Source organism: Paenibacillus sp. FSL R7-0204, assembly GCF_038002225.1.
GTDB lineage: Bacteria > Bacillota > Bacilli > Paenibacillales > Paenibacillaceae > Paenibacillus_AQ.
Map to the genome: position 1 here is coordinate 1133939 of NZ_JBBOCA010000001.1, position 13575 is coordinate 1147513.

Consider the following 13575-nt stretch of genomic DNA (forward strand, 5'->3'; position numbering starts at 1 on the left):
ATGATGTCAACTGGACTTGCAGAAACAAGGAGCCCATCTGCAGTGATGAGGAACCTGGAAGATATTTATGAGCTAAGCCCATTACAACTGGATAACTTTAACCGCTACCTTACTTCACAGGGAGATGGTTTGTTTCACGAGAATCTGATCTTTAACTTTGATGGGGAAATCGACGACAGGATTTTTACTCAGTGCTGGCATGAAATATTGAAGCATCATTCGATTTTGCGAACAGCTTTTTTTAATAAAGGTATTGGGAAGCCTGTGCAGGCTGTATTAAGGAAGGCCCTGTTTCCTATTCAAATACACGATTGGACAGGCATAAGTGAGGAAGAACAAGCACACAGGATGGAGGTGGTGATAGAGGCGGACCGGTTAATCCCGTACCGCATGGAGGAAGCGCCATTAATGAGAGTAGCGCTAATCCATCTTAATGATCGTAAGTTCCGTCTCTGGTGGCGTTTTCACCATATGATCATGGATGGGTGGGCATTTACGGTAGTGCTGTTTGATTTCCTGCAGCTCTACAAGCAGTTAAGCAGTTCAGGGGAGATAGCACTCATGCTTCCAGGATATCCTTATAAGGATTACATTCGTTATCTTAAAAATAGGGATACTGCTGAGGAAAGTGCTTTCTGGCCCGAATATTTACAAGGATGCACGCATCAGCCTCCGCTGAGCCTGCTGAAGCCTCCAGCACCAGACGCTCCTGTAAGTCAGGTGCGCCAGGGAAGGCTCGATTATCATATATATGAATTGTTTCAACCTTTACAAGAAGTGATCAAGGCGAGCGAAGTAACGATGAATGGTGTATTTCAAGGGATCTTCTCGTTATTAATCAGTCATCTGAGCGGCGGGGGAGCTGACGTTGTCACCGGACAGACAGTAGCAGATCGGCCGCTGCTGCTTGAGAATGCTCAAGCACGCGTAGGTTTGTTCGTTAATACCTTGCCGATTCGTTGTCAAATTCGGAAGGAGGAGGGCTTCGTTGAGTGGGTCAGAGGCATTCAGACGTCTATGATGAATACGTTTCGCTTTGCTTCTTCATCAGAGCAGGAGATTAAACATTGGTGTGGCATGTCCGATGACCGGGACCTGTTCCATAGTGCTTTGGTATTTAAGAATATCCCGCTTGCTGATGATCCGTTTGTAGGTCTGCCCTTCCGGACGGATGATTACAGTCTGGAGAGTCGCCCGCATTTCGCGCTTTCATTATTTGTGTGGCCGGAAGCTAAGCTTGAGCTTAAGCTCATTTATGATAATAGTCTTTACAGCAGCGAATCTGCTTGGAGTGTTCTGAACAACGTCAGAGCTGCGCTCGTGAAATTTATTGAAGATCCTGAGATCTCGGTGTTATCCATGATGGATTTCGATATTTAGCAAAAGGAGTAGAGATGATGCGAGTACGTACTAATAACGGTAGGCTCACGGTAACATACAGCCCATTATTTGTTGCTCCAAAGCTTAATCCCCAGGCGACTTGTCGTATATTCTGTCTGCCCTATGCCGGAGGGATGGCCGAGATTTATTACCCCTGGTTGAATGTTCTTCCGGAAGAGTTCGAATTGGTGGCAGTGCAATACCCGGGTCATGTCCCGGGGACCGGGGATGAGCTGTATACCTGTCTAAATTCGCTTGCTGAAGAGATCGCAAATGAGATTAGCGCCTTCAGCGATAAGAAATATATTATTTTTGGACATAGTATGGGTGCACTCATAGCATATGAAGTAACCAAACGGTTAGCCGGAAAAAAAGTCAGACAACCGGAGCATTTATTTATTGCTGCCCGCACTCCGCCGAATCTTCCTGTAGTTGCCCCTATGATTCACAAAATGTCGGACAGCGAAATTATTCAGATAGCGCGGGCTTTTAATGCTTTGCCCGAAGAGGTGCTTCAGAATGAAGACATCCTCCAAATGATTATTCCTACATTAAAAGCTGACTTCGAGATGATTGGGACATGGAAACATGATCACAATGCACCTCCGCTTAATGTTCCGCTGTGTGCCTTTACGGGGATGTTTGACAGTTTAGGGGTTCCAGAACAGATGAAAGAATGGAGCAACTATACCAGCAATTCATTCAGGATGATAACGATGCCGGAGAAACACTATTTTATTCTAAACCCCGCTGTTCAGGAAGACATTATTCATATTATTCAAGATTGCATACGTTAGACAACAAGGCTGGAAGGAAGGAAGATATGAACACAAATGATAAAAAAATATTTATGCTTGGGGAGGAGGCTATTCCTAAGGCACTGTTAAAGCTCTCCACACCAATGATATTAGGAATGCTGATAAATGCAATCTACAATGTAGTTAACGCTTTGTTTGTAGGTGGACTTGGAACGAGCCAAATGGGGGCCGTGTCTGTTGCCTTTCCGATCTCTATGCTCGTAGTGGGGGTAGGCTTGACCTTCGGGAGCGGGGCCGGATCTTATATTTCGCGTCTTCTTGGTGAAGGAAGACATGATCAGGCGAGCAGGACTGCATCCACCGCAGTATTAACCAGTATAGTAGCCGGCGGGTGCTTGATAGCGGTCATATTAGGGTTTCTTGAGCACGTGCTTACTTTCCTGGGGGCAACGGATACTATTATGCCTTATGCGACGGCTTACGCTACCCTCTATATCGGAAGTTCGATGCTTAACGTATTTAATGTTACCATGAATAACATTGTGGCCTCAGAAGGCGCAGCCAAATTTAGTATGATTGCAATGCTGCTTGGTGCAGGGTTGAATATTATACTGGACCCCATTTTTATATATGGTCTGGACTGGGGAATAAGAGGTGCAGCAATTGCCACAATGGTTGCCCAAGGAACCACTACCATCCTTTATTTATGGTACATTTTGGGCCGGAAAAGCTTCGTGAAGATTTCATTTCATAACTTCTCCCTGGATGGAGAAATCTACCGACAAATCTTGAAGGTGGGTGTTCCTACCTTTATCTTTCAGGTCCTCACCAGTGTGTCCATAGGCTTGACTAACACGGCAGCAAGTCATTATGGAGATACCGCTGTGGCATCAATGGGCATCGTGACCCGGATTTATTCCATTTTTTCTTTTGTGGTATTTGGATTTACCAAAGGATTTCAGCCGCTTGCCGGATATAGCTATGGCGCCAAAAAGTATGACCGTCTGCAAGACACGATTCGAATTGCGATTAAATGGTCAACCTGGTTTTGTGGAATAGGGGCGTTCATCCTAATTGTGTTCTCAAGACCGATTATTGCTCTGTTCTCTAACGATCCGGATGTAATTCGAATAGGGAGTCAAGCTCTAATTGCAAACTGCTCGATGTTTATCTTCTTTGGGTTCCAAATGGTATACATCACCTTATTTCTGGCTATTGGAAAGGCGAAAGAAGGAGCCATACTCAGCATGTGCAGGCAAGGAGTATTTTTTATTCCGACCCTATTGATCTTGCCCCAATTTATGGGCCTGAACGGTGTCATTGTTTCACAGGCTGTAGCTGATTTCCTGACAGTGCTCTTAACGGTGTCTTTTGCCTGGAAGATGAGAAAGAATGTTTCTGGGGTGGTAACCGGATAGTTGGTAACCGGATAATTAAAGAGAACCAGCCAGTCCTCTATTATTGGGGATTGGCTGGTTCTTTGTTTATTCAAATACCAAGGTCTCTTTAACCTTCATCCTGGCTGCCTTGCGTGAGGAAAAGATACTAGACATGTAACCGACGAGAAGCAGAATAACAAACCAAATGATATTTGGAAATATGAACGAGAACAGGTCAACAGTCAATGGCGTTTTGATTGTAACGTTCCCGATGATTATGGAGCCTAGATATTCAATCGGAATCCCCAGAATCAACGTGATACTCCAACTGATCAGGGCGATGAAGATGGCCTCCGCAGTTATGATTCGTTTGATTTGTTTCGTGGTAGAGCCGATAGCCTTCATGATCCCAATTTCTTTGGTACGTTCGGCTACTTGAATACTCATCGTGGAGGTCAGCCCAATGGCACCGACAATCACTACAATAATAGCGACGAACAGAAAGGTGTACATCGTCATCAGTGAATGTTTTTTGACAATCGTGTAGAAATTCGTCTTACTCTCGCTTGAGGAAGTGCTGATTCCTTCTTGTTCGAGCTTCTCTTCAATGAGGGAAAGGCCGCTGTCTTGTTTCACGAGTTCGGGTGATGTCATTATTTTAATATGATTATTCGTCTCAATAGCGGGGCTTAACTGGTCAAAGCCTTGCTTGTTAATGAACATCGTAGAGCCACCCAGCTCTTTAACGATTCCCACAATGTGGAGTGAATGAACCTCTTCTCCGATCCTGACATTAATCTCGTCGCCCATCTTTACTGAAGGCTCCGAGTCGAAGAATCTGTATCCGATAACGACCTCATTGGTGTCGCCCTCCTTCAGCCAGCGGCCCTCCATCACATCAGGAGTATAGGTTTTCGTATCAAAGGGAGGGGCTAAAAGGTGGTAACGGCTACTCATCCTTCCATCAGCATTAATCAGATTTACGCTGCCGCCTCCCCATAATTCATAATTCTTGATTTCTGGAATATGTTGTACCGCCTGATCTAATGTTCCGCTATCCACAGGGGATTTGGTATTTATTTCATAATCATAACCGAGCTTATCCATCGACTGATCTATTGTATAATTCAAGGAAATGATTGAGGTCACGACAGATATAAAAAGTGCTCCCCCAAACGTTAACGTTACAATATTCAGATAAAAGCGTCCTTTCCGCTTCACTGCATTTCGAATAGAGAGACGGATGGGTCTGGACAGAAACCTTCCCCCTGTTGCCCACTTCATCATAGGTCCTTCTTTAATATAAGCATCATCGCTTGAATGGCTGTTCAGCGAATCTTTCACTGACATCGCCACCCCTTTTCGTATAGGAATGAAAGCTATTACCAGAGGGACGAATAATGCCAATAGAGCAAATAACAAGAGGAGGCTGTTAGGGATACTGGAGTTTGGAAGGTCCATATTACTGATTCTCATCAGAAACTTGGAAAAGCTCTGGCTGAGTACGGAAGAGAGTGGTAATGAGATTGCGATGTTCCCCGCGACCAGCAGCAGAATAATACATAAATAGGCTCCAAATATGTTGTTGGTCTTTGCGCCGATAGCCTTTAGTATGCCAATCTGCTTCACCTGTTGAGTCAGAATAGTTGAAAGCAGACTGGTAATGATCATGCAGCCTAATACAAAGGCCAGGCCGCTAAATATCCGAATTATAAACAACACGGCATTGTACTCAGCCTTATGTGGGCTTTGTCCAGGAGTAAGAGAAACCTCAATGTTACTCACGGAATATCCCTTATTAACAATCTCTTTCATGTAATCTCTGGTTGTGGACAGAATATGCTCACGGTTATAAGGATGTTCGGACAAGGTGATATCTAAGCGGTTGGGGGTGAGGCCCAGCTGGGCAAGAGTCTCAAATGACACATAAGCGTATACCGTTTGATGCATAGAGGCAGGGTGAACATGGATATCATTAACCGAGCCTACGACCTTCAGCTCCTTGATGCTTGAATCGGGAAGGGTGAATACAATGTTTTCATTAATCGCCGTTTTGGCCACACCCAGCGCATCCCGCTCAATTAATACTTCGTTTAGACCCGGGTTGAAGGAGCCGTCAATACTGGAGATTTTATTGCTTTGAATATTCTTGAAATCTTTTATCCCGTATAAATAAAGGGTTTTCCATTTATCCTCCCCGATCTTGATGCGCAGCGGGTATGCCGCCTTTTCTTCAACTTTACCAATGCCTTCAAAGTTCTTGGTCAATTGGATCAGGTTGTCTTCAACACGGTCTAACATAATATTTGCTGATGAAGGCTGGGTGGGTACGAATACATCCACTAGCTCCCGGTCCAGAATGAAATAGGTGAACAACATGATCCCAAAAGCTGAAGTGCCGACTAGCATGGCGAGCAACGACAGGATCGTTCGGAATTTATCCTTGGCTAAATCACGGAAAACCTTTAAAAGTAATAATTTCATATCGCTGCTTCCTCCAGTTGGATTGTTTTATCTTCTATAATAGCACCGTCCTTCAGCAGAATTTTTCGGGAAGCTCCCTGAATCATTTCTCTTTCGTGTGTAACCATAATGATGGTCTTGCCCTCCTGCTGAAGTCGCCCAAAGAGCGCATGAATAATTTCCGCATTTCTGGAGTCCAGATTACCTGTAGGTTCATCCGCTACAAGAATCTTCACATCGTTTGCGATGGCTCTGGCGATGGCTACGCGTTGTTGTTCCCCGCCGGAGAGAGCACTGGGTCTTTTATTGGCGTGATTGGCAAGCCCGACTTTATGGAGCAATTCGAGAGCGCGTTCTTTTCTAAGCTTAGGCGGGATTTTATTGACCAGATCCATAGGGAGGAGGATATTCTCAATGACGGACAGTGTAGGGATCAGTTGAAAGAATTGAAATACAATGCCTATGTTTTGTCCCCGCCATGCAGCCATCTCGCTTTCATTTAAAGGGTTGATGAGTTCTCCGTTTACCCGTACTTCTCCTCCGCTAGGCTTATCTACTCCGGTCAGAATATTGAGCAAGGTTGATTTTCCGCTTCCGGATCTCCCCATGATCAGGGTGAACTCTCCTTGAGGAATCTCCAGGGTAATATTCTTAAGTGCAGAATAGGAGCCGGCTTCAGTGCAATAGTTTTTCTCGACATTATTTAAGCTAATCATTCGTGTAACCTCCGTTTGATTTGATATGATTTGATCTCAGAGTTGCTGTTGCAAAAGCTTTAATATACGGCTACCGGAATATTCCTGTATTTTACGGATTCAGGAAGCTCCAGGATTTGGGTGACTTTACCTTTAGCCAGATCTACCCGCACCTCTACGATTCCTTTTCGCTCACTGACTTGCGTGAGGATGTCCTTACCTTCTACATTTTCCCCGGATCGCATGGTTGCTTTGGTGAAAATAATCTTATACAGGTTGTGATCATAGTCTGCGGGAGACTTATGACCTGCTCTATATTTAACGCCATTCATTGGAATCTCGGCGGCAAACCAGGTGGTAGGCAGCACATAATTTAGCAGCTTGGCGGGATGGTCTTGCTGAATCCTTGTCTGGACCCGTTCATCCGAAAGGGCAGTCTCAAGGACCTGATCCAATATAGCTGTATCAGTGGTATTGATGGAGATAGTGGCTGAATCGCTGCTGTATACCGCATAGAGGCTGTTGATTGTCAGTTTTTGAACTGCACTTGCCAGCAGGATACCAATAAGCAGAGCCGCCAGATAAGTGAGCAGCGGAAGGATGAACCTGCTTCGCCGGGGAGCCGTCCGCTGCCGTATGTTCATAGAGAAGGGGATTCTGAAGGGAAGGAACATGCCCGTTCTGTTTCTATATTCGGAATAACTTGATCCGAACTTGGCTTCGCATTCCCGTTCCTCTGCTCTTGCAAGCATGTAATAGACGAACAGCATGGTGATGAACATGATCAGCACGATATACCGGGGCCACAGAATCAGCAGCCCAAAGCTGCAAATGATGAATGAGGCATACTGCGGGTGTCGTATATGGTTGTAGATTCCTCCTGTGACGACTCCTTTTTTGGCTAATTTATAATAGTAAACATGGACTGCGCCTACCAAAAAACCAATGAAGCCTAATAATGCCAGGATGCCGCCAATGATATTGTGTGCATTTACCAAGGATGATGAGGTCTCGCGGACCGCGTGCGGCAGGAAAAATTGAATTAGCCATGACAAAAGTGGGGATTGATTAAAAAAATTCAATGCAGGCTTATACACCGAATAGAAGTAAACCGCAAAGGGACTGGCCATATAAAAGAACTCAAAAGCCACCAGAAAGTAAAAAAGGAAGGACCCCCGGAACGTAAACTTTGCAGATTTAATGGATTGCATGTCTCACACTCCTTATCTTGTTACAGGAATCATGACATGCGAGTCTTAGAATTGGATTAGAGATTGAGTCTTGTAAGCGAACATTTCTTGAAAAAAGACACTTTCTAGAAAATGGAGGTGTCTTTTTTGTACTTTTTAGAGCAAAACCCATAAATAGTGGTATTTTTCCCAATGAGGGTTCCTTATGCCGGAGAGGGACAGGCACTATAATATGAAGGCGGTTACATGAAACCGAGGATGAATATAAAAGGGGAGGCAAAGTATGAAAAGTATGAAGCGTGTTTTAGCGGGGCTCTCAACAGTACTCGTAATGTCATCTGCTCTGGCAGGATGCGGCGGGAACTCGGGTAATAGCTCGTCCGGCGCAGCTGCAACAACGGCTCCGGCATCGAATGCGGCAGAGGCAACCAAAGCTCCGGAAGCGGGTAGCGGTGAGAAGGTAACGATCAATCTGTGGAGCTTCACCGACGAAATTCCAAACATGACTAAAAAGTATTTGGAAATTCATCCAGAGGCAAATGTGGAGTTCAAAACTACGATTGTTGCAACTACAGATGGCGCATATCAGCCTGCTCTTGACCAGGCTCTTGCTGCCGGCGGCAAAGATGCACCTGATATTTATGCTACTGAAGGCGCATTCGTTCTCAAATATACACAAGGTGATGCATCCACTTTTGCAGCCAACTATTCGGACCTGGGCCTTACTGATCAAATGGTTAAGGATGCAGGCATCGCTCAATATTCTGTTGATATCGGCAGCAAAGACGGGCAACTGAAGGGTCTCGGCTATCAGGCAACAGGCGGAGCCTTTATCTATCGTCGTTCGCTTGCCAAGGATGTGTTTGGAACAGATGACCCGGCTAAGATTAAGGATGAGGTGGGTCCAGGCTGGGATAAATTCTTCGGTGCAGCAGAGAAGCTGAAAGCTAAAGGATATGCCGCAGTTTCCGGTGACGGCGATATCTGGCACGCGATCGAAAACAGCTCGGATAAAGGCTGGATTGTTGATGGCAAGCTGCATATTGATCCGAAGCGTGAAGAATTCCTTGATCTCTCCAAGAAGCTTAAAGACAATAACTACTACAACGATACGACAGATTGGCAAGAAGCCTGGTTCGCTGATATGAACGGCACTGGCGAAAAACCAGTCTTCGGTTTCTTCGGTCCCGCTTGGCTCATTAACTATACGTTAAGCGAACATGCCAAAGATACAAAGGGCGACTGGGCAGTTACTGAATCACCAACAGGATTCTTCTGGGGAGGCACTTGGTTGCTCGCTAACAAAGACGTAACTAAGGACGAAGCCAAGAAAAAGGCTGTTGCAGACTTTATCAAGTGGGTAACACTCGATACTACTGAAACCGGACTCCAGTACTACTGGGCTAACGGAACGTTGAAAGATGGCGAGCAAGGCGCGAAGGACAGTGTTGCTTCCTCCGTTGTTATGGATAAGTCTAAAGGTGACTTGGAACTCGTTGGCGGACAGAACATTTTCGATATCTTTGTTCCGGCGAATGCCAACGCTTCCGGTAAGAACTTGACTGCATTCGACGAAACGATCAACAAGCTCTGGCGTGATCAAGTACGCGAATATACTGCAGGCAATAAGACCCGTGATAAAGCAATCGAAACCTTCAAACAGCAAGTCAAAGATCAACTTAATATCGATAGCGAATAAAAATCAAACGAAGGGGCGGGGAGTCATCCCGCCCCTTCATATCAACTAAAGGGGTGAGAGCATGCGCCGCAAAGGTGTGAACTACTCTAAATTCGGCTATATTTTTACGTTTCCGTTTGTTTTGGCATTTCTGATCTTCTCACTCTATCCGATTTTGTACACCGCATTCATCGGGTTCACGGATTTGCAGGGATTAATACCAAAACCAATACATATTTTGGATAATCCTTTTCAGAATTTCAAAGATTTGCTCTTTAGTAACGCCTCTTTCCGGAAATCTCTGATTAACACCGGGTTGCTCTGGTTCCTTAACTTCGTTCCCCAGATCCTTCTTGCACTCTTACTCACTGCCTGGTTCACTAACCAGCGTCTTAAAATTAAGGGACAAGGCTTTTTCAAGGTTCTGCTCTACATGCCAAATGTTATTACTGCGGGTACAATCGCCTTGCTGTTCAGCACTCTGTTTGGCTATCCGATGGGTCCGGTAAACAGCTTTTTTCAAATGATGGGCTGGTCCGACGCTCCGATCTACTTCCTTCAGGATAAGACGGTAGCGCGGGGCATTGTGGCATTCATCCAGTTCTGGATGTGGTACGGAAATACCATGATCATTCTTATCGCAGGTGTTATGGGTATCAATCCTGCGCTCTTCGAGTCTGCGGCGATTGACGGTGCAAACGGAGTTCAAACGTTCTTCCGGATCACACTGCCAAGTTTACGTACCATTCTGTTATTCACGCTGATTACATCGATGGTCGGTGGCTTGACTATGTTTGATATCCCGCAGCTCTTCCTTGCAGGCGGACCGGATGACTCTACGCTTACCACGTCCATGTTCATTTATGGGCAAGCCTTTAAAGGAAGCTATCTGTACAACCGTGCTGCTGCTGCGAGTATGATTATGTTCTTGATTTCGGGGATATTGTCTGCATTTGTGTTCTATCTAATGCGTGACCGTGACGCGGCAAGACTGAAAAAAATCGAAAAAATGCATCGGAAATCCAACAAGAGCAGCCAAAAGGGGGGCGTAGCACATGGACAATAATCAAAAAGGCGGAAATGTCACCCGGACGATCAATAAAACGATTATCTATATCGTTTGTATCAGCCTGGCGGTGCTCAGCATTTTACCGTTTTGGATTATGTTTGTAAACGCCACCCGCTCTTCAGCACAAATCCAAGCCGGTCTCTCATTATTGCCTTCATCCCATATGATGGACAACCTGCGGGTGCTGCTCGAAAAGAGCTTCGATCCGATTCAGGGGTTCATGAATTCATTTATTATTTCGGCTTCAGCCACTCTCCTGACTGTCTATTTCTCATCCCTTGCGGCGTACGGTCTAGTGACTTATAGCTGGAAGCTGCGCGGGGCATTCTTTACCTTTATTTTGTGTGTAATGATGATTCCTTCTCAGGCAAGTGCCATTGGTTTCTATCAGTTTATGTACAAAATACATTGGACCAACAGCTTCCTTCCACTGATTCTTCCTGCAATTGCCGCGCCGGCGGTAGTGTTCTTTATGCGCCAGTATCTGCTGGCCACGCTGTCGATTGAGATTGTGGAAGCAGCACGCGTGGACGGGTCCGGTGAGTTCAAAACCTTTAACCGCATTATCTTGCCGCTGATGGTTCCGGCAGTCGCAACGCAGGCCATCTTCGCCTTCGTGGGCAACTGGAACAACTTGTTCATGCCGTTAATCCTCCTTACTCAGAAGGAGAAGTACACGATGCCTATCATGGTCAGCTTGCTCCGAGGGGATATATACAAGACCTCATTCGGCTCGATTTATATGGGGCTGGCGCTGACCGCATTGCCGCTGTTCGTAGTCTACTTCCTGCTCTCCCGTTATATTATCGCAGGTGTAGCGCTGGGCGGAGTCAAAGAATAACCGGATCAGGATAGCTGTGAAGACAAACCATGCTGCAGAGAAGGTCCATTCCGGTGGATCATTCTACTGCAGTTTTTTATATGCGGCCGGTTGAATGAACATCCGGCATCAGGTAATGTTGAAGGATCAGCGGATAGGGGGAAGCAGGAGTGAAAATCGGATTGTTAATTATCGATCTGCAAGAGGTCCATGTAAGCGAGGTAGAGCAGAAGGAGATTGACCGCGCCTGCGAGTATATCAATTATGTCTCCGGGATGCTGCGGGCCAAGGGCCATGCCGTGATTCATATTCAGGACATTGAAGGGATGCAGCCCTCTGAGGAAGCGAAGTTCGCGATCATCCCCGGAATTGAGATTCAGGAGACGGATTTCAACGTGAAGAAGGAATACTCGAATGCCTTTTGGAAGACGGATCTGGAAAAGCTTGTGCGGGAGCAAGGCATCGATCTGCTGATTCTCTCCGGTTATGCCGCCGAGCATTGCGTTCTGTTCACTTATAACGGTGCTGCCGAGAGGGGAATTAAGGCGGTACTGCTGCAGAATGGGATTCTAAGCTCGCACAAGGATGTAATCACGGCGGCGTACAGAGACCGTAATCTGATTTCGTATCCTGTGATTCAGGCTCTGGTGTAATCTTGGCTGGCTGAGAAGGAACGCCGGACGATAAGAAGATAAGAAGCTTCAGATGACGTCACCAAAAAACACCTCAGGCGCCGAGTGGGCCTTGAGGTGTTTTGGTATGCTTTGCTGTGCTGGCGTGCAGTTATTTCCCCTCAGTACGGGCTAATTCCGCATGCACGATAGGGGCTACCTTAGTGCCCAGCAACTCAATGGCACGCAGGACCTCATGGTGCGGCATGTAGCCGACATTCACATGCAGGAAGAACCGGGTCACGCCGAGATTCTTGCGCAGCAGAATGATCTTCTCGGCGACATACTCTGCGTCACCGACATAGAGTGCTCCGCGTAAGCTGCGGGCATCGTCGAAGGCTGCGCGGTTGTAGGTTCCGCCCCAGCCCCGTTCGCGGCCGATGACATTCATCTGTGCTTGGGTGGACGGGTAGAACAAGGCCGCAGCCTGTTCGTTAGTTTCACTTACGAAGCCGTGGGAGTGTGTGGCGATCTGCAGTTTGTCCGGATTATGTCCGGCGCGTGCTGCGGCTTCCTTGTACAAGTTCACCAGCGGAGCGAACCGCTCTGGCATTCCGCCGATAATGGCGAAGGCAATTGGCAGACCCAATGTTCCGGCCCGCACGGCAGATTCGGGATTGCCGCCGCTGGCGATCCAGACCGGAAGCGGGTCCTGAACAGCGCGGGGATAGACCGGCAGATTGTGAATCGCCGGACGATGTCCGCCGCGCCAAGTGACCTTCTCGGAGGCGCGGATCGCCAGCAGCAGCTCCAGATTCTCCTCGAACAATTCATCGTAATCCTCCAGACTATAACCGAACAGCGGGAAGGACTCAGTGAACGAACCGCGTCCGGCCATAATCTCTGCCCGCCCGTTCGAGAGGCCATCCAGCGTAGCGAAATCTTGGTAGACCCGCACCGGGTCATCCGAAGACAAGACACTGACCGCACTGGTCAGTCTAATCCGCTTGGTTGTCGCTGCCGCTGCGGCGAGGACTACAGCGGGGGCACTCCCTGCATAATCCTTCCGGTGATGCTCGCCTATTCCATATACGTCCAGGCCCACTTGATCAGCGAGCACAATCTCCTCGACAGCTTCCCGCAGCCGTTCTGCATGGCTGATCGTCTGCCCCGTCACCGGGTCAGGTGTAGTCTCCAAAAACGTACTTATCCCTATTTCCATAATCTTCTTCTCATCGGCCATGTTCATCCGCCCCTTTCTTCATGTCTTCATTCTACTATACTTTTTAATGTTTCTCAACTTTAGTAAGTGAAATGAGCGAATTTTGTTTTTTATTATTGTATACAGAAGCCCCCGTTATTAGCAGGGCGCACCAATGTAGGCGAAAAACCGAACACATTGGGCAGGTACGAGGCGGGGGCAAATGTAGACGAGTCGCGTAGGTGAAATGTAGTCGAAAAACCGACTACAATTAGATCGGGTGCGGCGCGTAGGCGAAATGTAATCGGAAAACCGATTACAATTGGATCGG

General features: G+C 46.8%; 11 protein-coding genes. 7 read left to right on the forward strand and 4 right to left on the reverse strand.

Translation table 11 applies throughout. The features are described from left to right. Genes MKX42_RS05175 through MKX42_RS05185 form a run of 3 tightly spaced genes read left to right on the forward strand, consistent with a single transcriptional unit; the run spans position 1 to position 3556 of the window. Positions 1-1380, forward strand: coding sequence for a condensation domain-containing protein (locus MKX42_RS05175; RefSeq protein WP_340751581.1), 1380 nt, complete (start codon positions 1-3; stop codon positions 1378-1380). Positions 1381-1394: 14 nt separating this feature from the next. Further along, positions 1395-2177, forward strand: a complete 783-nt coding sequence (locus MKX42_RS05180; RefSeq protein ID WP_340751582.1) for a thioesterase II family protein — start codon at positions 1395-1397, stop codon at positions 2175-2177. A 26-nt stretch (positions 2178-2203) separates the two neighbouring features. Further along, positions 2204-3556: an MATE family efflux transporter gene (locus tag MKX42_RS05185; RefSeq protein WP_340751583.1), complete on the forward strand. Its 1353-nt coding sequence runs from the start codon at positions 2204-2206 to the stop codon at positions 3554-3556. A 66-nt stretch (positions 3557-3622) separates the two neighbouring features. On the opposite strand, the gene MKX42_RS05190 is transcribed toward MKX42_RS05185, so the two are convergent. From MKX42_RS05190 to MKX42_RS05200, 3 genes are read right to left on the reverse strand one after another with little or no spacing between them, the layout of a single operon-like run. Then, positions 3623-6001 (reverse strand): ABC transporter permease, encoded by a 2379-nt coding sequence (locus MKX42_RS05190; protein WP_340751584.1) that lies wholly within the window; start codon positions 5999-6001, stop codon positions 3623-3625. Beyond that, positions 5998-6696, reverse strand: coding sequence for an ABC transporter ATP-binding protein (locus tag MKX42_RS05195; protein ID WP_340751585.1), 699 nt, complete (start codon positions 6694-6696; stop codon positions 5998-6000). Before MKX42_RS05195 ends, MKX42_RS05190 begins: the two co-directional genes overlap by 4 nt. 59 nt (positions 6697-6755) lie before the next feature. Next, positions 6756-7886, reverse strand: coding sequence for a methyltransferase family protein (locus tag MKX42_RS05200; protein WP_340751586.1), 1131 nt, complete (start codon positions 7884-7886; stop codon positions 6756-6758). A gap of 262 nt (positions 7887-8148) precedes the next feature. On the opposite strand from MKX42_RS05200, the gene MKX42_RS05205 reads away from it, so the two are divergent. The 4 genes from MKX42_RS05205 (at position 8149) to MKX42_RS05220 (ending at position 12085) form a co-directional block, all read left to right on the forward strand. Continuing rightward, entirely contained in the window at positions 8149-9564 is a 1416-nt protein-coding gene (locus MKX42_RS05205) for an ABC transporter substrate-binding protein (protein WP_340751587.1), read from the forward strand. Between the two features lie 61 nt (positions 9565-9625). Further along, a complete protein-coding gene (locus tag MKX42_RS05210) occupies positions 9626-10609 on the forward strand; it encodes a carbohydrate ABC transporter permease (RefSeq protein ID WP_340751588.1) in 984 nt (327 codons plus the stop codon). After that, complete coding sequence (locus MKX42_RS05215) at positions 10599-11453, forward strand: carbohydrate ABC transporter permease (protein ID WP_340751589.1); 855 nt, start codon at positions 10599-10601, stop codon at positions 11451-11453. The genes MKX42_RS05210 and MKX42_RS05215 overlap by 11 nt, the downstream gene beginning before the upstream one ends. 149 nt (positions 11454-11602) lie before the next feature. After that, on the forward strand, positions 11603-12085 hold the full coding sequence (locus tag MKX42_RS05220; RefSeq protein ID WP_340751590.1) for a cysteine hydrolase family protein: 483 nt from the start codon (positions 11603-11605) through the stop codon (positions 12083-12085). A gap of 130 nt (positions 12086-12215) precedes the next feature. Here MKX42_RS05220 and MKX42_RS05225 read toward each other — a convergent pair whose 3' ends face one another. Continuing rightward, positions 12216-13265 carry an LLM class flavin-dependent oxidoreductase gene (locus MKX42_RS05225; RefSeq protein WP_340757621.1) on the reverse strand — a complete coding sequence of 350 codons (1050 nt, stop codon included), beginning with the start codon at positions 13263-13265 and terminating at the stop codon, positions 12216-12218. Positions 13266-13575 lie beyond the last annotated feature (310 nt).